General features: G+C 48.8%; 19 protein-coding genes and 1 pseudogene. All 20 read right to left on the minus strand.

Annotation, left to right across the window (positions count from 1 at the left end; translation table 11 throughout):
- Positions 1–24: 24 nt before the first annotated feature.
- On the minus strand, positions 25–1,704 hold the full coding sequence (locus tag M2277_RS00495; RefSeq protein ID WP_036642106.1) for a ribonuclease J: 1,680 nt from the start codon (positions 1,702–1,704) through the stop codon (positions 25–27).
- Positions 1,705–1,926: 222 nt separating this feature from the next.
- Positions 1,927–2,808, minus strand: a complete 882-nt coding sequence (gene dapA, locus M2277_RS00500) for a 4-hydroxy-tetrahydrodipicolinate synthase (RefSeq protein WP_280753924.1) — start codon at positions 2,806–2,808, stop codon at positions 1,927–1,929.
- A gap of 110 nt (positions 2,809–2,918) precedes the next feature.
- On the minus strand, positions 2,919–4,133 hold the full coding sequence (gene dapG / locus M2277_RS00505) for an aspartate kinase (RefSeq protein ID WP_006211273.1): 1,215 nt from the start codon (positions 4,131–4,133) through the stop codon (positions 2,919–2,921).
- A gap of 70 nt (positions 4,134–4,203) precedes the next feature.
- Positions 4,204–4,726: pseudogene (locus M2277_RS00510) on the minus strand (aspartate-semialdehyde dehydrogenase); the annotation flags it as partial.
- 103 nt (positions 4,727–4,829) lie between these two features.
- A complete protein-coding gene (locus M2277_RS00515) occupies positions 4,830–5,417 on the minus strand; it encodes a dipicolinate synthase subunit B (protein ID WP_280753925.1) in 588 nt (195 codons plus the stop codon).
- Positions 5,418–6,314, minus strand: a complete 897-nt coding sequence (gene dpsA / locus M2277_RS00520; RefSeq protein ID WP_006211277.1) for a dipicolinate synthase subunit DpsA — start codon at positions 6,312–6,314, stop codon at positions 5,418–5,420.
- Between the two features lie 249 nt (positions 6,315–6,563).
- Positions 6,564–7,010, minus strand: a complete 447-nt coding sequence (dut, locus tag M2277_RS00525) for a dUTP diphosphatase (RefSeq protein ID WP_172963931.1) — start codon at positions 7,008–7,010, stop codon at positions 6,564–6,566.
- Complete coding sequence (locus M2277_RS00530; protein WP_006211279.1) at positions 6,985–8,253, minus strand: M16 family metallopeptidase; 1,269 nt, start codon at positions 8,251–8,253, stop codon at positions 6,985–6,987. The genes dut and M2277_RS00530 overlap by 26 nt, the downstream gene beginning before the upstream one ends.
- Positions 8,254–8,344: 91 nt before the next feature.
- A complete protein-coding gene (locus M2277_RS00535; protein WP_280753926.1) occupies positions 8,345–9,331 on the minus strand; it encodes a polysaccharide deacetylase family protein in 987 nt (328 codons plus the stop codon).
- Between the two features lie 285 nt (positions 9,332–9,616).
- On the minus strand, positions 9,617–11,722 hold the full coding sequence (gene pnp / locus M2277_RS00540; protein ID WP_006211280.1) for a polyribonucleotide nucleotidyltransferase: 2,106 nt from the start codon (positions 11,720–11,722) through the stop codon (positions 9,617–9,619).
- A 405-nt stretch (positions 11,723–12,127) separates the two neighbouring features.
- Positions 12,128–12,397, minus strand: a complete 270-nt coding sequence (gene rpsO, locus M2277_RS00545; RefSeq protein ID WP_006211281.1) for a 30S ribosomal protein S15 — start codon at positions 12,395–12,397, stop codon at positions 12,128–12,130.
- A gap of 164 nt (positions 12,398–12,561) precedes the next feature.
- The gene (locus M2277_RS00550; protein ID WP_006211282.1) at positions 12,562–13,515 is read right to left on the minus strand and encodes a bifunctional riboflavin kinase/FAD synthetase; all 954 of its coding nucleotides are present in this window, start codon (positions 13,513–13,515) and stop codon (positions 12,562–12,564) included.
- A gap of 35 nt (positions 13,516–13,550) precedes the next feature.
- On the minus strand, positions 13,551–14,462 hold the full coding sequence (gene truB / locus M2277_RS00555) for a tRNA pseudouridine(55) synthase TruB (protein ID WP_006211283.1): 912 nt from the start codon (positions 14,460–14,462) through the stop codon (positions 13,551–13,553).
- A complete protein-coding gene (locus tag M2277_RS00560) occupies positions 14,459–15,436 on the minus strand; it encodes a DHH family phosphoesterase (RefSeq protein WP_036642095.1) in 978 nt (325 codons plus the stop codon). Before M2277_RS00560 ends, truB begins: the two co-directional genes overlap by 4 nt.
- 83 nt (positions 15,437–15,519) lie before the next feature.
- Positions 15,520–15,873, minus strand: coding sequence for a 30S ribosome-binding factor RbfA (gene rbfA, locus M2277_RS00565; RefSeq protein WP_006211285.1), 354 nt, complete (start codon positions 15,871–15,873; stop codon positions 15,520–15,522).
- An 18-nt stretch (positions 15,874–15,891) separates the two neighbouring features.
- On the minus strand, positions 15,892–18,558 hold the full coding sequence (infB, locus tag M2277_RS00570) for a translation initiation factor IF-2 (protein ID WP_036642094.1): 2,667 nt from the start codon (positions 18,556–18,558) through the stop codon (positions 15,892–15,894).
- Positions 18,551–18,874, minus strand: a complete 324-nt coding sequence (locus tag M2277_RS00575) for a L7Ae/L30e/S12e/Gadd45 family ribosomal protein (protein ID WP_172964039.1) — start codon at positions 18,872–18,874, stop codon at positions 18,551–18,553. The genes infB and M2277_RS00575 overlap by 8 nt, the downstream gene beginning before the upstream one ends.
- A complete protein-coding gene (rnpM, locus tag M2277_RS00580; RefSeq protein WP_006211289.1) occupies positions 18,867–19,178 on the minus strand; it encodes an RNase P modulator RnpM in 312 nt (103 codons plus the stop codon). The genes M2277_RS00575 and rnpM overlap by 8 nt, the downstream gene beginning before the upstream one ends.
- 25 nt (positions 19,179–19,203) lie before the next feature.
- Positions 19,204–20,301, minus strand: coding sequence for a transcription termination factor NusA (nusA, locus tag M2277_RS00585; protein ID WP_006211290.1), 1,098 nt, complete (start codon positions 20,299–20,301; stop codon positions 19,204–19,206).
- Between the two features lie 32 nt (positions 20,302–20,333).
- Positions 20,334–20,795, minus strand: a complete 462-nt coding sequence (gene rimP / locus M2277_RS00590; protein WP_006211291.1) for a ribosome maturation factor RimP — start codon at positions 20,793–20,795, stop codon at positions 20,334–20,336.
- Between the last annotated feature and the right edge of the window lie 175 nt (positions 20,796–20,970).

Genomic DNA, 20,970 nt, shown 5'->3' on the forward strand with positions numbered 1-20,970 from the left:
CCTGATTTATTTTATTGTCTTGTATCAGACTTCCATAATGATCGGCAAGATCATCGGTCTGCGACGTGTTTGCTCATACAAGAAGCGTCCCAAAGCGTCTTTTACGCTGGTCTTAAGTGACGCCCATTCATTCACGTTTTCACTCATCAGCTTCTGAAGGGTGCTGGAAACGATACGGTTGGCTTCATCCAGAAGCCCTTCGGACTCCCGAACGTATACGAATCCACGCGAAATAATATCAGGACCGGATACGATGGAACCGTTTTGCTTGCTCAAGGTAACAACGACGACCAAGATACCGTCCTGAGACAGCAGCTTGCGATCACGCAGTACGATGTTACCCACGTCACCGACACCAAGTCCATCAATCAGAACGTTGCCTGCTGTCACTTTGCCGGCCTTGCGGGCCGAGCCACCTTGAATTTCAACAATTTCACCGATATCGGTAATAAAAATGTTGTCCGGATCGACACCGACGGACTCTGCAAGCAGAGCATGACGGCGCTGCATCCGATACTCGCCATGGACAGGGATGAAATATTGCGGTTTCATCAGATTCAGCATAAGCTTGAGCTCTTCCTGACTGCCGTGTCCCGAAACGTGGACACCGGAATTGGATCCGCTATAGATAACGTCTGCTCCAAGACGGAACAACTCGTCAATCGTACGTCCTACATATTTTTCATTCCCTGGTACCGGAGTTGCTGCGATGATGACCGTATCTCCCGGCAGGATGTCCACCTTACGATGAGTAGACCGGGCCATACGTGTCAGCGCTGACATCGGTTCACCCTGACTGCCTGTACACAGAACAACTACACGGTCCGCTGCCATTTTGTTTACCTCTTCAGGCTCAATCAGCATACCCTCGGGAATGTGCAGATATCCAAGCTCTGCTGCAATGGATACCACATTCACCATACTTCTGCCGATTACGGTTATTTTACGGCCTGTGGATTCAGCTGCGTTGACCACCTGCTGAATACGATGCACATTGGATGCAAACGTTGCAACAACTACGCGCTGCTCCGCTTTACGGAAGATATCTTCCAGAACGATGCCCACATTTTTCTCAGAAGGCGTGAAGCCTGGTCTTTCTGCGTTCGTACTGTCCGACAGCAGAGCCAAAACTCCCTTGCTTCCGATCTCAGCCATACGCTGCAGATCTGCATATTGGTCATTTACCGGAGTATGGTCAAACTTAAAGTCCCCCGTATGCACGACATTGCCTTCAGGTGTTTCAATGGAGATTCCCACGGAATCCGGAATGCTGTGATTCGTCTTGAAGAAGGTTGCTTTCAACGTGTTTCCGAGTTGAACTTCAGAATCTGCGTTGATCAGAATCCGTTTCGTCTCACCAAGCAAATTCGCTTCTCTGAGCTTGTTCTCAACCAATCCGAGCGTCAATTTCGTTCCATATACTGGAACATTCAAGTGTTTCAATACGTAAGGGAGGCCGCCGATATGGTCCTCGTGACCGTGAGTCAGCAAAATCCCTCTCACTTTGTCGCGATTTTCCGTTAAATAGCTAATATCAGGAATAACAATATCAATCCCAAGCATATCTTCTTCTGGGAACTTCAATCCCGCATCCACGACAACGATGTCATTGGCATACTGGATGACATACATGTTTTTCCCGATCTCACCGACGCCGCCCAAGGCAAAAATCGATAGTTTATCGCTGCTTATTTTCTTAGACAAATGTATCTAACCCTCCTATAGTTTTGGACGTCGTACCATTGTTATATTAAATTTCAAAAAAATACCGCACCCAGTCACTTGAATTCATTATACATGATGAAAAAGTGAAAACACAAGTCAACCACCTTCGTGAGCCTTAGGATGCCCCGAAACAGAGGGGTTTAAAACGAAGAAGCCACTGCCTTCAATGAAGGCAGTGGCTGTTCTGTATCAGCAATTATGTTACAGGGAAGAGAGTATACGGCGGATAAAAGCAGCCTCATTCTCGCTTGGAGAAACAAGCGGCAGACGAACATCGCCGACCTGATATCCGCGCTCCGTCAAGGCGAATTTGACCGCCGAGGGATTCGGAAGCGGCTCAGGGCATTCAAAGAGACCTTTAAACAGCGGGAACAGTGATTGATGAAGCTTTGCGGCTTCCTTCACATCGCCCTCCACATAAGCATGAATCATATCCTTCATTTGGGATCCGGCAATATGGCTGGCCACACTTACGATCCCGTAGGCACCAACCGACAGCGCAGGCAGCGCAGCAGAGTCGTCACCGGAATATACGATAAACCCGTCCGGAGCTCCTGCCACAATGCTGGTGACCTGGTCGATCGAAGCACATTCCTTGGTTGCCACGATGTTCGGAAGTTGAGCCAGGCGCAAGGTCGTAGCCGTACTCAGGCTAATGCCCGTGCGTCCAGGCACATTGTACAGCATGACAGGCAGTGATGTCGCCGCGGCAATGGCCTCGAAGTGCCTGTAGAGTCCTTCCTGGTTCGGCTTATTATAGTACGGAGCGACAAGTAAAATGCCGTCGACACCGCAGTCCTCTGCTTTTTTCGTCAATTCTGCAGAATGTGCCGTATCGTTGCTGCCGGTACCCGCGATAATCTTGCTTCTATCAGCTGCCTGCTTCACAGCAAAAGAAAACAATTCGAGCTTCTCGGTTTCACTTAGCGTAGGTGATTCACCCGTTGTTCCTGCGATGACTAACGAGTCCGACTTCTGATCAACAATCAGATGCTCAATAAGCCTCGCAGTCTCGTCCCAATTGATCTTACCATTCCGATCAAAAGGGGTAACCATGGCAGTAATCAATCTTCCGAAATCCACAATGACTCCTCCTTAAAGCTCTCTCGAGCGGAGAGCTTCCTTCGTAAGTAATCTATATTTGATGTTTCCTTTCAACATACCTCAGCCCTTCGCGCGCTCTGAAATACAGCTTATACATGTAGTTCGAATTTATGATGCAGTGCGCGCAGCGCTTGAGCCATATCTTCCTTCTTCACGAGTACCCATATCGTTGTGTTCGAATCGGCCGATTGCAGAATCGATATATCATGCTCACTTAAGGATTCTACGATTTTGGCCATAATGCCCGGAACGCCATTTATACCGCCGCCGATAACGGATACCTTCGCACAGCCGGACAAGCTTTTGGGTTTCAAATCCAGACCCTGCAGCACTTCGATCGCTTTCTCCGAATCGCTGTCAAATACGGTATAAAGCACTCCCGTAGGGGTAACATTAATAAAGTCTACACTGATGGAATGTTCAGCCATCGATTTGAACACCTTCAGTTGAAGACCTTCCGTACGGTCACATTCCACTGAAATTTGCGTGATATTACTTACATATGCAACTCCCGTCACAAAGCGGTCTACAATGCCAGACTGAATATCTCTGAAACCTTCCGGCTGGGTAACCAGCGTTCCCTCATTATCCGAGAAGGTTGACCGCACTCTGACCGGAATTTGGGATTGCATGGCAATCTCAACCGCTCTGGGATGTATGACCTTAGCACCCTGATGAGCCATATTACAGATCTCTGTATAACTCACATAACTGAGCGGCTTCGCATCCTCAACAATTCGGGGATCCGCTGTAAGGATACCATTAACATCCGTATAGATGTCCACCATCTCCGCACGAAGTGCCGCACCCAGTGCAGTAGCCGAAGTATCACTGCCTCCCCTGCCCAGCGTTGTAAAGTCTCCAGAATCCGTCTGGCCCTGGAAGCCTGTCACAATAACCACTTGATGATACTCCAATTCCTTTAATACTCGTTCAGGTTTTACGTCCTTAATGCGTGCATTTCCGAAGTGATCGTCTGTAAGAAATCCGGCTTGAGCACCTGTCAGCACCGTTGCGGTTATCCCTTCATGCTGAAGCAGACTGCACAGTGTGGTTGCTGAGATAATCTCTCCGCAGCAGAGAAGCAAATCCCGCTCTCTGCTAGGCAGGGCGTTGCCATTATGCCCGATCCAATCCAGAAGGGTATCTGTAGCATAAGGCTCTCCGCGGCGTCCCATAGCCGATACAACCACCACTAATTGGTATTGGTTGGCCAGTTCGCGCTGAATGTGCCCGATAACATGGGTTCTTGCTTGCGGTGTAGACAATGATGTTCCGCCGAATTTTTGAACTAAGATGCGCATTGAATATTCCTCCGTTTATATATGCCCAGGAGACGTAAATTGCGGGCCTACCGACTGAAACGGCCGGCTGTTAAGCCTGGCCGTTCCGTTTGTTCACAATGAGTTCTGCGATTTCCACGGCATTCCATGCCGCACCCTTTAGAAGGTTATCTGAAACGATCCACATGTTGAGCCTGCGCTTATGCGCCAGACCGCGGCGAAGCCGACCTACGAATACATCCGGTTTCCCTTGGCATCCGTATCCAGCGGGTCCGATTGAAAGCTTGGATCCTCAACCAGCGTAACTCCGGGTGCATTCGACAGAAGCCGTTGAACATCTTCCAGATCATCGTCATTCTTGAATTCCCACATACACGGATTCATAATGCCTTCACAACCGGGATACGTACACAGATAGCCGTCACTTCGATGGATTCGTCGCCCTTAATTTTTCTGGTCTCGTGGACCATCTTCATTTCTTCTAATGGATAACCATTCTCTGTACATTTATCGATCTGCGGAATCGCATTAAAGGCAGTTTGATGTTTCACGGGCAGCGATCCGACAGGTAAAATGTCAAGCCTCATCTCTTGACCAGCAAGAACTTCTGGGCTCTAGCACAGTATGCTTGCTGATCTGCCTGATCTCTCCGTCAAGAATAAAACGATGGCTGCAGTTGTTTCTAGAGTGCGTATCGGGCTACAAGACCTTAACGCATTAAGAATATTCCACAATCATCGGCTGCAGCTGTTTCCCTTCAAGAGCCGCATAACACGCTTCCGGAATGAGATTCATTTTGGCGACAAGCGAGTTTGGTTTCTGCTGGGGATTATCCTGCCCATACGGAACAAAATAGATGTTCTTCGTAATCAGCAGTTTAGCGATATTCGCCGCATTTAGCCCAAGGCCATCGTTCGTTGAGATCGCCAGCACAAGCGGCCTTCCATTTCTCATCTGCGCCTTGGCTGCCATTAAGACAGGACTGTCAGTCATCGCATTGGCCAGCTTGCTGGTCGTATTTCCCGTGCAAGGAGCAATGACCAAAACGTCAAGAAGCTTCGATGGGCCTAGTGGTTCCGCGTCAACAATTGTAGAAATAATATCATTACCCGTAATATCTTTCAACTGTTTCTGCCAATTTTCCGACGTGCCGAATCGGGTATCCGTTGTCATGAGCGTGCTGGATACAATCGGCACCACGTTGGCTCCCCCGTCCTTAAACCGCTGGATCTGCGGCATCACTTCTTCAAGCGTGCAGTGTGATCCTGTCAGGGCATAACCCACTGTCTTTCCATTCCAATTCATCTACGCATCCCCCCGAATCTTGATTTCTTCAGAAATCAGCTCCACCAGCGTATTGGCCATAATGATGCCAGCTGTTTTTGGAGCCACGATTCCGGGTAGTCCGGGTGCGAGCATGGCTTTGATACCCCGTTTCTCGGCATAGCGAAAATCGCATCCGCCGGGTGCGGAGGCGAGATCAATGATAACTGCCTCCCGAGGCATTTTCGAGATGATTTGTGCTGTGACTATCATAGTTGGAATCGTGTTAAAAAGCAAGTCAATAGAAGGCACATAAGACCCTAAATCCCTTACCAGGAAAGGTTTCCAGCCCATTTCCTCAGCTCTGGCATAATGCTCCGATTTGCGTACGCCCATCAGAATTTTGGCACCCAAACCTTGCAAGCTGCGAGCCATTGTAAAGCCTGTTCGTCCCATGCCAAGCACCATGCTGGTTGAACCGTGAATCGTAAAATCCGTATTCTGGATCGCCATCATCAGCGCACCTTCCGCTGTCGGAATTGAATTATAGATGGCAACATCGTCCCTCTCCAATATCTCTACCAGCTTGATCTTATATTTGTCACATAGCGAGCGCAAATACGGTTTCGCCATGCCTGTATAGATCACTCCATGACCGGGCATTGCTGCGATATGCTCCTCCTGCAGTCGCAATGGCCCTTCTGAGAACAGCGCACTGACACGTCCCTCATCATCACATCCAACCACAGGCAGGATCAGAGCATCTGCGTCCGATAACAGCTCCGGTGTGAACTGCTCACGAGTCACTCCCTGAAACGAATCCTGCAGCTTCTCAAACCCGGCGATCATGACGGAGGCATCCATCTCAGCGCATTTGCGAATCACTTCAATTTGCCTTGCGTCTCCTCCAACAAAGACGGTCCGGACTCCTGTTAGCATGGAAGGCCTCGCTCCTTTCTTCAAACCAACGTATAAACCATCTTATGCTGCCGCCTATGGGGTGGTGAGCGCATTTCAATTAAACTACCGCCTTAACGCATTAAATAAAGCCGCAAACCCGACATGGCCCGTTCAGGTCGTTTGCTGCAGTACATCAGCAAATTGAAAAAACACCGCCCGGTACAAACCCTGGCGGTGTTAGCGTGTGCTGTATGATGTTGATGATATCAGAAGCATTCTTGCTTGAATTTACTTGCCGGTATGTCCGAATCCACCCGCACCCCGTACGGTGTCGGACAATTCCTCTACCTCTATGAATTCCACGGCAGGGACGGTTTTAAACACCATTTGAGCGATGCGCTCATGACGTTCTATCGCAAAAGGCTCCTGCCCCAGATTGACCAGCAGCACCTTAACCTCCCCGCGATAATCGGCATCAATGGTGCCGGGGGAGTTCAGGCAGGTGATGCCGTGTTTGAATGCAAGTCCACTGCGAGGGCGGATCTGCGCTTCAAGCTCAGCCGGCATCGCGATTGCAAAGCCGGTCGGGATTAATTTGCGCTCGCCCGGATTTAAAACCACGGGCTCCGCAACCGCTGCATGCAGGTCGAAGCCTGCAGCAAGCTCGGACATTTTCACGGGCAGTTTAACATCTTCATTACCAGGCAATCTATTGATTTGAACGTAGTGCAACAAATTCATTCCTCCTAAGTACATTCAATGCTTTATCTGAAGTTCCTACCATCGCTAGTGCATATGGAGTCCCAAACATGCGGTCAAGAACCGCATCCACATCCTTCATGCTGACCTGCTCGATCCGCTTAATGATTTCGTTGAGGCTGAAATGATGGCCCAGCATCAATTCGTTCTTGCCCAAGCGATTCATGCGGCTGCTCGTGCTCTCCAGACCAAGAATGAGGCTGCCCTTAAGTTGTTCCTTCCCCTTGCGTAGCTCCTCCTCGGTCATCCCATTGGTCGCCACATCATGCAGCATTTCCGTGGTCAGTTGAAGTACTTCCTTCGTCTGCTTGGGAGCTGTACCCGCATAAATGGTAAACATGCCATTGTCGGCGTGGGAACTGTGGTAGGAATATACCGAATACGCCAATCCACGCTTTTCCCTGATCTCCTGGAACAGCCGTGAACTCATGCCGCCACCTATAGCATTATTAAGCAGCACCATCGCGTACTGAAGCTCGTCGCCGATGGAGCAGCCTGGAAACGACAGGCAGATATGATTTTGCTCTGTTTTTTTCTTGCGGAATTGCACGCCGTCCAGAAAAGCAGGCACAGCCAGCGGCTCGGCAGTTCCATGGTTTGTAAAACCGCCAAAATGGCGCTCCAACAGCTCGATCACTTCATCATTGATGTTGCCTGCAAGGGCAATCACCGTATTCTCAATCGTATAGTGTGTGTCCATGTAGGATTTAAGCGCCTGTGAATCCATCGATTCAAGCCGTTCCTTCGTGCCGAGAATCGGATAGGCGAGCGGATGATCCCCATAAACGGATAACGACATCAGATCATGAACCAAGTCATCGGGCGTATCCTCATACATCGCGATTTCTTCCAAAATCACATTTTTCTCTTTCGCCAGCTCACCCGCATCCAGCTTCGAGTTGAAGAACATGTCGGACAATACATCAACCGCAATCGGAAAATGCTCATCCAGCACCTTGGCGTAATAACAAGTGTATTCCTTGGAAGTGAAGGCATTAACGTTGCCGCCTATAGCATCAAATTCCTCTGCGATAGCCCTGGCATCAAAACGCTCCGTCCCTTTGAACATCATATGCTCTATAAAATGCGTAATCCCGTTGATCTCAAGCGATTCATTGCGGGATCCAGTCTTTACCCAAATGCCGAATGAAACCGAGCGACTCGTCGGGATTTGCTCCATTACCACTCTCAGGCCGTTAGACAATTGTATTTTTTTCACGATAGGGCCCCCTAACTGTTCCATCCAGGTTCACTTTAGCTGATCAACAGCCTCATGCCATCCATCATTCTATCAAACTTTACCATCCGGCTCAACTTTCCTTAGGCATGATTCGTTCAGGGGAAAGCGTCTGACTGACCGTCCCAATCTCCAGCCCTTTGGCCCTTATTCCGTCAATCATTCCTTTTAACGCTTGTGACGAGGAATCCGTAGGGTGCATCAGAATCAGGAAGCCCGGCTCCACCTTCGTGGATATCTTTTGAACGACCGCTTCCGGTGCAGGATGCTTCCAATCGATCGTATCGAGTGTCCACAGTACTGTTTTTAGCCCCCGTGCATGGGCGATGGATACAGTCTGCTGATTAAAGTCGCCGGAAGGCGGGGCAAACCATTTGTTCTCCACACCCAAACTTTCTTTCAGCAGATCCTGAGTTTTCGCGATTTCCATCTCTGCCCGCTCCCTGCTGAGACGACTCATGTTAGGATGCGTATACGCGTGATTTTCCACCTCATGACCTCTCTTCAAAATTTCGCCGGCCAGCTCCGGGTTCTTCTTCAGCCAGCTCCCATCCAGAAAAAAGGTCGTCTTCACGTTTTCCTTATCCAGCGTATTCAGCATCGGCACCAGGAATTCATTCCCCCACGCCACATTAATCATGAGCGACACCATCGGCTTATTCGGGTTCCCTCGATAGATCGGCTGTTCACCCAGATCATTAAGAGTTACTTTAGCCGGTATTTGCCGGTAAACGTAAGGTATGGCATCCCCGGGTTTTCGCTTTTTGGAAGATGCCGCTTTATATGTAGCTTCTACGTCAATCTCGATCCCGTTATAACCGGGAACCGCTTTCCATACCGAGTCAACCCTTGCATCAACGGGCTCGATTCGTGATTTCGCTGATGCGGCTTCAATCTGATTCAATAGATCCAGATCTACTGCCGTCTGTGTTCCATTTACGAAGTGCGCTTCCGGTTTCACCTGCAGCCCCGACACATATTCCCAAGCCCCGCTGAACACAGCGACAGCCGACACCATCGCGGCACCGGTTAGCAGCACGGCCATTTTTTTACCATTCATGGGCAATCCACCCTCCCCTTGAGAAGCTTTGTCCCATTTTATGAGAGGATAGGCGGAATTATGTGCTGCTAGAAACGACACCGCATATTCAAGGCAGGATACGCCTGCGTATCTATTCATAAAACAACCCCACAACGTGGGGCATATGCTGCAAAGCTTATCTAATATAGGTACGGGACCGAGAGAAACCGTGTTTCTTATGATCAAAAAAGAGCCAGAATGATAGGTTCTGCCTCTTTTTTCTTCATCCATATCCTGTTCACAAACCAACAAGCGCGAAAGCGCTTAAGAGCCGCTCTTGCTCGCTTCTGTAGTTAAAACCGCTTTGCGAGACAGGTTAATCCGTCCCTGCTGGTCGATTTCGGTAACCTTCACCGTAATGACATCACCAATCGCAACCACGTCCTCCACCTTCGCTACGCGCTCTGTAGAGAGCTGCGAGATGTGAACAAGCCCGTCTTTGTTCGGCAGAATTTCAACAAAAGCACCGAATTTCTCGATCCGTTTTACCGTACCTGTGTAAATTTCACCTACAGCTACTTCACGCACAATGCCTTCGATAATCGAAAGTGCTTTTTTGTTCATCTCATCATTGGCAGAAGCGATAAACACACGACCGTCTTGCTCGATATCGATCTTCACGCCGGTTTCCTCAATGATTTTGTTGATGATTTTGCCGCCAGCACCGATTACATCGCGAATTTTGTCCGGATTGATCTGCATGGTAATAATTTTAGGCGCATATTGGGACAAGCTCGTTCTTGGCTGCTGAATGGCTTCTGCCATTTTCCCAAGAATGTGCATGCGTCCTTCTTTTGCCTGCTGCAGAGCTTCCTGCAAAATCGCACGGTCGATTCCATCGATTTTGATATCCATTTGAATGGCGGTAACCCCTTCAGGCGTACCTGCAACTTTAAAGTCCATATCTCCAAGATGGTCTTCCATGCCTTGAATATCCGTTAGAATGGAGACATGATCCCCGTCCTTGATCAAGCCCATCGCTACTCCGGCTACAGGAGCTTTGATGGGTACCCCTGCATCCATCATAGCCAGTGTGCTTGCGCATATGCTGGCTTGGGAAGTCGAACCGTTCGATTCAATAACTTCTGACACCAGGCGAATCGTGTACGGGAACTCAACTTCGTTCGGAATGACTTTGGACAAGGCACGCTCGCCGAGCGCTCCATGCCCGATTTCACGACGGCCTGGAGCACGAAGTGGACGAGCTTCCCCTACGCTGAATGGCGGGAAGTTGTAGTGATGCATGAAACGCTTAGTCTCTTCCAGATCGATACCATCGAGAATCTGCACATCGCCAAGGGCACCTAGAGTACATACGCTGAGAGCTTGGGTTTGTCCACGCGTAAACAGACCGGAACCATGCGTTCTAGGAAGCAGGCTAGTATCACAATCGATAGGACGGATCTCAGACAGACCACGGCCATCCGGACGAACCTTGTCATGCGTAATCAGACGTCGGACTTCTTCCTTCACGATATCGTGAAGCACCTCTTTAACATCCTTCAACAATTCAGGAGTCTCGATATACTTCTCTTCAAACACGGTATACGCTTCTTCGTTGATGGCGTCAATTGCATCCTGGCGGGCATGTTTCTCCTCGATGCGAACGGCTTCAACCAGACGAGCTGCGGCGAAATCACGCACTTCACGATTCACCGCTTCATTGACAGCATGGAGCTTAACTGCCATTTTCTCTTTACCGCAAGCAGCCACGAGCTCTTCGATCTTAGCTACAATTTTCTTGATTTCCTCATGTCCGAACATGATGGCTTCCAGCATGACTTCCTCAGGAACTTCGTTTGCTTCAGCTTCAACCATCATGATGGCGTCTTTAGTACCTGATACAACTAGATAGATATCACTTGCTTCCTGCTGTGCAATATCCGGATTCACGACAAAATTGCCATCCACACGACCTACGGCTACGCCGCCAATCGGACCGTTGAAAGGCACATCCGAGATACTCAGAGCTGCGGAAGTACCGATCATAGCCGCGATTTCCGGCTCACAATCCTGATCCACACTCATAACCAGGTTCAGAACCTGAACATCATTACGGAATCCTTCCGGGAACAGCGGACGAATCGGACGGTCTGTCAGACGGCTGGCAAGAATCGCTTTCTCGCTCGGTCTGCCTTCCCGTTTAATAAATCCACCCGGAATTTTACCGACTGCGTACAATCTCTCCTCGTAGTTGACCGTTAATGGAAAGAAATCCAAATCCTTCGGTTCACTGGAAGCTGTCACTGTACACAGGACTGCTGTTTCGCCGTAACGAACCATAACAGCCGCATTTGCCTGCTTCGCAAGGCGCCCTGTTTCGAACACGAGGGGTCTTCCGCCAAGCTGCATTTCAACACGTGTTTCCATATATTCCCTCCTCATGGGGATAAATTTTTTGAAATCTTCTAACATCAATGTTTTTTTGCAAAACGCTGTCCACATTTCCAAACCAGAGCCATCCATCGGTCCAACATCACTAACCTATGTACAGGAACAACCCGAACCGTATAGAACATTCTCCGCATAGACCATCCCTGGTTATAACCGTCAAACGAAACTCAAGCGAACAGACACGCCTACAATCTAAAAAAAGAATATATATTAAGATAACCCCACAAAGTGGAGTTTAGGCTATGAAGCGTACGCAGTACTTTGTGGGGGAGCACGAAAACAGTAAATTGTACAATACTTAGAAAAGAGCCCGGCTGCGCCGCTGTCGTTCCAAGAAGGACAGTGGACAACCAGGCTGTTTTCGGCACATCTTATGGATGATTAGCGACGCAATCCAAGCTTCTCGATCAAAGCACTGTAACGTTTAACATCCTTGTTTTTCAAGTATGCAAGCAACTTACGGCGTTGGCCGACCATTTTCAACAATCCACGACGGGAATGATGATCCTTCTTGTGCGTACGCAAGTGGTCAGTCAAGTTCGTAATGTTTTCCGTTAGGATAGCGATTTGCACTTCTGGGGATCCTGTATCGGACTCATGAGTTTTGTGCTCGTCAATCAGTTGTTGTTTACGTTCTTGAGTCAATGCCATCCTGTTCACCTCCCTCATTATAATCGCCATTGGCCCAGGTACCGACGGTGAGATCGAACATCCAAGCCAAGGTTAATATTGCCCACACTCCGGGCAACCTCTAAGAGTATAGCATACTTTACCTGAAAAAGAAAATCAGTTCAGTACAATTTGTCCCAAATCGTTTATTCGCTGACATTCAATATTCTTCGGGCTTCAACCGCATCCCTCTGAATCCATTCTACAAGCTCTTGAACCGATTCGAATTTATGCTCCTTGCGGATATATTGAACAATATCCACCGTCATGATTTGATCATATAGATCCCCTTCAAAATCAAACAGATGCACCTCGAAGATGGGCTCCGTGATTCCTTCATGGAAGGTTGGCTTCACACCGATGTTCATCACGCCCGGAATCCAGTTGTCATGCTTATTGGTCCGCGCCCGGACTGCGTAAACGCCTAACGCCGGTACAACGTAAGGATCCGTCAATTCCAGGTTAGCAGTTGGAAAACCGATCTTTCTTCCCCGCTTTTCCCCATGAATGACACTGCCCCGGATCCGGTAATTCCGTCCGAACCAACGGTTAGCATCCGACAGCTGTCCCGTTTTCAGTGCGATCCGAATAGATGAACTTCCGACCTTCTCCCCATCGACCAAAAATGGCGGAACCGTAACGACAGTCATTCTGCCTTCACCAAGCTCCTGAAGTTTGACTGCGTCGCCAGCGCCTTTATGACCAAAACGGAAATCAAATCCGACAACCGCCGTTTGAAGATTTAAGGGCAATAACATCTCTTCAACAAAGGTTTCCGGACTCACTTGGGAAAATTCTTTATTGAACTCAACAATGTACAGAATATCAATGCCCATCTCTTCAAGCAGCTGCTGCTTATCGGGCTGGGGCGTAAGATACCCCTCGTAGCTCCCCTTACCAATCACGTCTTTTGGATGAGGGTAAAAGGTAATGAGTGCAGCTGGTACTCCATTGTCCCGCGCAATATTCACAGCGGTTGAAAGCACGCTGGCATGCCCCAGATGAAGACCGTCAAACTGACCAATTGCGGCAACCTTCGGCTCGGCTGCTTCATGCGCTATTTCAGCAGATACAGGATAAGATAAAGAAACAATTCTCATGATTTCTCACCTCCACTCACTAAATCCAGTCATACTTAGGAAAATACTTTCACCGGAACGATAGCCCCTGTTTCCTCCTGGCGCTTATAGATTCCCAGAAAGTTTCCCTTTATATCGTACAAGCGAATAGGCTCCGAACTGTCGACAGCCGGCTCCACCGCTCTCGAAGACAATCGTTGTCCCTGCAATGCAGCTTCCGTTTTCTCTTCAGACACGGTATGCTCCGGCAGATTGTGAATCGCTTGGTCCACGGGAATAAGCCTCGTATGCAGCGTTCCTTCCTTCATGAACTGCTCAATCTGCTCCAGAGTCAAGCACTGCTGCTCCGTGATTCCTGCCGATACCGTACGTTCCAGCTTGACCATGACCGAAGGCAGGCCGAGCTTTCGTCCAATATCTACGCAAAGCGTACGGATGTATGTACCTTTGGAGCACAGCACTCGAAATGAAATGTCCGTGTACTCGCCCTCAGCATCAAAATCCGTCATTTCGATTTCATGAATCGTTACGGTACGACTCTTGCGTTCCACGGTCTTTCCTTCTCTGGCAAGTTCGTATAACCGTTTGCCATTGATCTTGACAGCCGAATACATAGGGGGGACTTGAGAGATCGGGCCCATAAAAGATTGCAGCGCTTCAATGGCTTCATTCTTCGTTACATGAACTTCATCTGCCGTTTCTGTCACACTGCCGGTAATATCCTCTGTGTCCGTCGAATATCCCAGCCGGAGAACCGCATGGTACTCCTTAGGCAGTTCCTGCAAGTATTCCACAACCCGTGTTGCTCTGCCAAGACATAACGGAAGCACCCCCGTTACTTCGGGGTCCAGCGTACCTGTATGTCCAATCCGCTTCATCCGGAGGATTCCCCGGACTTTGGCTACCACATCATGAGATGTCCAGCCTGCGGGTTTATGAACGGCCAAAATGCCTTCTAATTGCGTCATAACTTTAATTTCACCTGCTCTACCACTCTTGGAATGATGTCATGAAGTTCGCCCTCGACGCTGCAGCCTGCTGCCCGTACGTGGCCGCCTCCGCCGAAAACCTGCGCCAATGCAGCTACATCAACTTTTCCGGCTGAACGCAAGCTTACCTTGACCACTCCGGACTTCAGAGATTTAAACAGGATTCCAACTTCGACTCCCTGAATGTTTCGGGGATAATTGACGATGCCCTCAAGGTCTTCGCTGACAGCACCGCATATTTCCATATGCTCAGGGGTTACGTTTACCCATGCTATTTTGCCATCATCCGATAAACTTAACGTATTTAACGCCTGAACCAAAACCTTCATCTGCGGAAGCGTCATTTCTTCCAATAAAGTTTCCGCAATTTCCGGTCCATTCACCCCATAGGACAACAGATCAGACGCAATACTCATTACCTTGGGCGATGTATTGGAATAACGGAACCCGCCTGTATCCGTCAACAAACCCGTATAAATGGCCGTTGCAATCTCGGCATCCCAATTCACATCAAACAAATTCAGCAGATCATACAGGATTTCCGCGGTTGCAGCAGCCTCTGGCACCACAAGGTTGATTGCCCCATACCGATCATTGGTTGGATGATGGTCGATATTTACGATGCTTGCATGATCCGCAAATACCTTTTGAGTATAGCCTACTCTAGCAAAATCCGCACAGTCCACACAAATGACATGCGAGAATGTTCTTCCTGGCTGTTGTTCGGACAGATTCAGGATGTCTTCCGCGTGCCACAGGGCTCTCATGCGCTTCGGAATGGGTCCCTCGTTGATCATGGTGAATTTCTTGCCCAGACATGAGAGAAGCCAGCCCACCGCAAGGGTGGAACTGACTGCATCTCCGTCGGGCTGAACATGCGACACAACCAAATAATCATCGTGCTCCAACAGGTATGACTTCACCTGCTGCAGCTCTTGTTCATAGGTCTGCATTCGCCCTCTCCTTTATAAAAACCACGTGTATCGACGAACTTTCCATAACCAGACCGCGATTAGTGATCGTAAATCAAATCACTCTATTTCTCTTCACGATCAACAATTTCGGTAAGCAGCTTCTCAATGTGGCTGCCATACGCGATGGAATCATCGAATTTGAAGATCAGCTCTGGCACATGCCGGAGACGAATTCGCTTGCCTAGCTCTGAACGGAGAAAGCCGCTTGCCTTCTCCAGACCTTTCAAGGAAGCTGCCTTCTGTTCATCGTCGCCGAGTACGCTCAGGTAGATCTTCGCTTGAGACAGGTCATTTGTTACATCAACACCGGTCACTGTGATAAAACCGATTCTTGGGTCTTTCATTTCCGTTTGGATCAGTTGGCTGAGCTCTTTTTTAATCTGCTCGCCTACGCGCCCAGTTCTGATTTTTGCCATCTCTGATCACCTCATTCGTTAGCGCTCTACCGTCTCCATGATGAAGGCTTCGATGATGTCCCCTTCTTTGACGTCGCTATAGCTTACCAAGGTAATACCACACTCATAACCCTGTGCCACTTCTTTAGCGTCATCTTTAAAACGCTTGAGGGAATCGATCTTGCCTTCATGAACGACAATACCGTCACGGATCAAGCGAGCTTCTGCATTACGTGCAATTTTACCGGATGTCACCATACATCCAGCAATCGTACCCACTTTACTCACTTTAAAGGTGCTGCGGACTTCCGCATGACCGATCACGGCTTCTTTGTACTCCGGATCGAGCATCCCCTTCATAGCTTGCTCAATTTCCTCGATTACATTATATATTACACGGTGCAGACGAATATCAACCTTCTCCTGCTCTGCGGTTTGCTTCGCTTGAACGTCCGGACGAACGTTGAAGCCGATAACAATCGCGTTGGAGGCAGCTGCCAAAATAATATCGGATTCCGTGATCGCACCGGCACCGCTGTGGAGGATTTTGACGCGAACGCCTTCCACTTCGATTTTGTTCAAGGAACCTTTCAGTGCCTCAACAGAGCCTTGTACGTCACCTTTGATGATCACGTTAAGATCTTTGATCTCGCCGTCTTTAATGTGCTGGAATAGATCATCCAGCGTAACGCGGGTGTTCGTGTTCAGCTCGGATTGACGATGGGTAATCGAACGTTTATCAGCGATGTTACGAGCTTTACGCTCATCTTCAAACACCATAAACGGATCGCCGGCACCCGGAACTTCAGTCAAACCGGTAATTTCAACCGGCGTTGAAGGACCCGCTTCTTTTAAGCGACGGCCTTTGTCATTAACCATTGCACGAATACGTCCGAAGCAGTTGCCCGCTACAAACGCGTCTCCCACTTTAAGCGTACCATGCTGAACGAGAATACGTGCTACCGGGCCTCTGCCTTTATCCAGCTCAGCTTCAATAACGGTACCGCGCGCACGCTTGTCAGGATTTGCTTTGTATTCATTGACTTCCGCTACCAGAAGGATCATTTCAAGCAAGTCTTCCATACCCATGCGCTGTTTCGCCGAGACGTTAACAAAGATGGTATCTCCGCCCCACTCTTCAGGCACTAACTCATATTCCGTCAGCTCTTGTTTCACTTTATCCGGGTTGGCATCCGGCTTATCAATTTTGTTCACGGCAACGATGATTGGCAGTCCAGCTGCTTTCGCATGGTTAATAGCTTCCACCGTTTGAGGCATTACGCCGTCGTCCGCTGCCACCACAATAATGGTCATATCCGTTACTTGCGCACCACGTGCACGCATAGCTGTAAAGGCTTCGTGACCCGGTGTATCCAGGAACGTAATCTTCTTGTTGTTAATTTCAACTTGATAAGCACCGATATGCTGGGTAATGCCGCCAGCTTCGCCACCCGTTACGTTAGTTGAGCGGATTGCATCAAGCAGCGTTGTTTTACCGTGATCGACGTGACCCATGATCGTAACGACCGGTGGACGCTCTTTCAATTCTTCAGGAGTATCATTTTCTTCAACGGTCTCAAAACGATCTTCCTCAACCGGAATTTTCACTTCGACTTCAACACCAAACTCCCCAGCAAGCAGCAGAATGGTATCGATATCCAGCTCCTGGTTGATGGTGGCCATCACGCCGAGGAAAATCAGCTTCTTGATGACTTCGGAAGCGTCCTTATGAAGCAGCTTCGCCGTTTCACCGACGGTCATGTTGCCACGGACGATAATTTTCTTCGGCGTGTTGTCGATTTTCTCACGAGGCGGCTGCTGATTATACTGATTCCGGCCACGGTTGTTCTTCCCACCGCGATTGTTGCCACGGAATCCTCCCTGACGATTGTTGTCATCAAATCGCTTGGAATCTTGACGGTTGTTATTGTTGTTGTTGGTTCTGGAACCGCGGTTCTGGCTGTTATTGCTATTGTTGTTGGAGCTGGAAAAACCGCCACCGGTTCCACCCGGTTTGCTCTGTGGACGTGCTCCGCCTTGGTTGTTGCTTCCCTGCGGACGCGATCCAGTCTGATTACTGCCTTGCGGACGTGCACCCCCTTGACCTCCGCCCTGTGGACGTGAACCGGTCTGCGTGCTGCCTGCCGGTCTGGATGCTTGGCTACGATTGTTTTGCTGGACTCCTTGAGTGGAGCCAGACTGACTTCTTCGGGTATCCTGTCCTCCTTGGGGACGCTGGGAACCTGAAGCACTCTGGTTGTTTTGATTAGTTCTACTATTCATACCTACCTGCTTTTCCTGTTGTTTTTTGGGCTGGCTTTGACCTTGTTGTCCTGGTGCTCGCTGTCCTGAATTACGCATACCGTCCTGCCCATTACGGCTGCCTTCGGTACTTACATTAGAGGTGGTACCCTCTGATTTAATATTGGATACCGCTGCAGCCGGACTGGCTCCGGAAACCGAAGGTTTACGGTTCTCGTTTCGGGAAGATTCTGAACTATCCCGCTTGGCAGCAGCGTTGGATTTGATATCTTTGAAGAATTGTTCAACCTTGGACACCGTATCGTTCTCCATTACGCTCATATGATTATTGACCGGAATGTTTAAACGCTTAAGTATCGTAATAATTTCTTTACTGCTCATGTTCAACGATTTAGCATATTCGTACACTCGAAGTTTATTGTCTTTGTTTTCTTGTTTACTCAATATACTCCACCTCCGACATTGTCTCCATTTTCTTGGAGATCATTTCTGCGAATCCTTGATCCGTAACTGCCAGCACAACCCGCTCGGGTTTACCTACACTTGTGCCCAGACTTTCCCGGTCAAATCCGATTACCAGAGGGATTTTATAAGAACCGCATTTATCGCGGAACTTCTTTTTTGTATTATCTGAGGCGTCACCCGCCAGAATAACCAATTTTGCTTCAGAAGACCGGATGCCTTTGAGCACGATCTCATCTCCGGTAACCACCTTACCTGCCCTCATGGCCAGGCCGAGCTGAGAAAGCGCCCTATTCATCATCGGCAGCACTCTCTTTTGCAGCCAGGAATTCATCTTCAACCTTGATAAAATCCTGTGCCAACTGTTCATAGATCTCAGGTTTCACATGCTGTTTCAACGCTCGATCTAACGACTTATTTTTGTGTGCCAGCTTGAAGCAGGAAACTTTACCGCATAAATAAGCTCCCCGTCCCGACTTTTTGCCGGTGAGATCGATCAGGACGGCATCCTCAGGTGTCCTTACAATCCGGATAAGCTCTTTCTTCGGCATCATTTCCTGGCACGCTACACATTTGCGCAGTGGTATCTTTCTCTGTTTCAAGACGACAACCCCCCGTCACTTGGAATTAATCGACAGAGACGGAATCCTGGTGCATTTCACCAGATTGGGATTTCGGTCTGCCAAATTCCTGTTCCGCTTGACTTTCGCTCTTAATGTCAATCTTCCAGCCTGTCAGTTTCGCCGCAAGACGAGCATTCTGACCTTTGATTCCAATTGCAAGCGAAAGCTGATAATCCGGAACGATTACGCGTGCCATCTTCTCATCTTCAAATACCTGGACTTCAAGTACTTTGGATGGGCTGAGTGCATTGGCCACGTACTCTTCAACTTCTTCGGAATAGCGTACGATGTCAATTTTTTCGCCGCGAAGCTCATTAACAATCGTCTGTACGCGCATACCTTTCGGTCCTACGCATGAGCCTACCGGATCGACTTCGTCGTTACGGGAATACACCGCAATTTTGGATCGGAATCCAGCTTCACGTGCAACCGAGCGAATTTCAACCACGCCATCAAAGATTTCAGGCACTTCAAGCTCAAACAGGCGCTTCAACAGACCTGGATGCGTACGGGACAGCATAATCTGCGGACCCTTCGTTGTGTTCTCAACCTTGGTAATGTACGCCTTGATCCGGTCGCCATGCTTAAACTTCTCGTTCGGCATGAGCTCGGTCAGCGGCAGCGCAGCTTCAATCTTGCCAAGATCAATGTAGATGTTGCGCATATCCTGACGCTGCAGCGTACCGGTTACAATGTCGTCTTCCTTGTCAATAAAAGCGCTGTAGATCAGGCCGCGTTCGGCTTCTCTAATGCGCTGGGTGACAACTTGCTTTGCCGTTTGAGCTGCGATCCGTCCGAAATCGCGAGGCGTAACCTCGATTTCCGCTATATCTTCAATCTGAAAATGCGGATTGATTTCCCGGGCTGCATGCAGTGAAATTTCTGTCCGCGGATCCAGAACCTCGTCCACAATCAGCTTCCGTGCAAACACCTTGATGACGCCCGTGTTACGATTCATGTCAACGCGGACATTCTGTGCTGTGTTGAAATTGCGTTTGTAACTTGAGATCAGTGCCGCTTCAATGGCTTCAAACAGCACATCTTTGCTGATGCCCTTTTCTCTCTCCAACTCGTTCATCGCTTCAATAAAATCCATACTCATTGAAAATCGGTTCCCCCTTTCAAAACTTCCGTTTAAAAAATGATGGCCAATCTGGCACTGGCTACTTTTGCATATGGAATGACGTACTGCTTCTTGACGGTTTGAATGACAAGCTCCTCGTTATCAAAGGATTCCAGTTTGCCTTCAAACTCTTTCAATCCGTTAATCGGCTCGTATACGGTAACAAACACGTTCTTGCCAACAGACTTCGCAACATCCTCTTTCTTCTTCAGAGGACGTTCCGCGCCAGGAGAAGAGACTTCAAGAAAATAAGCTGTCGGAATCGGATCGTTCTCGTCCAGCTTCTGGCTCAAGTATTCACTGATCAAACCGCAATCGTCAATGTCAATGCCGCCGTCTTTGTCAACAAACACGCGCAGGAACCAGTTGCTTCCTTCCTTAACGTATTCCACATCTACCAGTTCAAAGCCGTGTTCATTCAAATACGGCTGCACCATTTCTTCCACAGTCGTTTTAATCTTTGATGTGCTCAAAGAACATAACCTCCAACTTCATTTCCTATATACCAAAGAGTAAAGAGTGGGTTGCCCCACTCTTTACACAACGGTTTTATCTCCATGATTACCAAAAAAATTATAACATAGTCTGGTAATAGTGACAAGTATGACTCCTTGACTGTCAAGGCGTCATGGCAATTAAAGAATGACA

The organism is Paenibacillus sp. LBL (assembly GCF_029893715.1).
Lineage (GTDB): Bacteria > Bacillota > Bacilli > Paenibacillales > Paenibacillaceae > Paenibacillus_AQ > Paenibacillus_AQ glucanolyticus.

Bases quoted from the DNA above. Each gene is read 5' to 3' on its own strand.
- pnp (WP_006211280.1), bottom strand. From the start codon at position 11,722: ATGGAAACACGTGTTGAAATGCAGCTTGGCGGAAGACCCCTCGTGTTC.
- M2277_RS00575 (WP_172964039.1), bottom strand. From the start codon at position 18,874: ATGAATAGGGCGCTTTCTCAGCTCGGCCTGGCCATGAGGGCAGGTAAG.
- dpsA (WP_006211277.1), bottom strand. From the start codon at position 6,314: ATGCTAACAGGAGTCCGGACCGTCTTTGTTGGAGGAGACGCAAGGCAA.
- dapG (WP_006211273.1), bottom strand. From the start codon at position 4,133: ATGCGCATCTTAGTTCAAAAATTCGGCGGAACATCATTGTCTACACCG.
- rbfA (WP_006211285.1), bottom strand. From the start codon at position 15,873: ATGGCAAAAATCAGAACTGGGCGCGTAGGCGAGCAGATTAAAAAAGAG.
- M2277_RS00550 (WP_006211282.1), bottom strand. From the start codon at position 13,515: ATGAGAATTGTTTCTTTATCTTATCCTGTATCTGCTGAAATAGCGCAT.
- M2277_RS00560 (WP_036642095.1), bottom strand. From the start codon at position 15,436: ATGCAGACCTATGAACAAGAGCTGCAGCAGGTGAAGTCATACCTGTTG.
- M2277_RS00515 (WP_280753925.1), bottom strand. From the start codon at position 5,417: ATGAATTGGAATGGAAAGACAGTGGGTTATGCCCTGACAGGATCACAC.
- truB (WP_006211283.1), bottom strand. From the start codon at position 14,462: ATGACGCAATTAGAAGGCATTTTGGCCGTTCATAAACCCGCAGGCTGG.
- M2277_RS00535 (WP_280753926.1), bottom strand. From the start codon at position 9,331: ATGAATGGTAAAAAAATGGCCGTGCTGCTAACCGGTGCCGCGATGGTG.
- rpsO (WP_006211281.1), bottom strand. From the start codon at position 12,397: ATGGCATTGACTCAAGAACGTAAACAACAACTGATTGACGAGCACAAA.
- nusA (WP_006211290.1), bottom strand. From the start codon at position 20,301: ATGAGTATGGATTTTATTGAAGCGATGAACGAGTTGGAGAGAGAAAAG.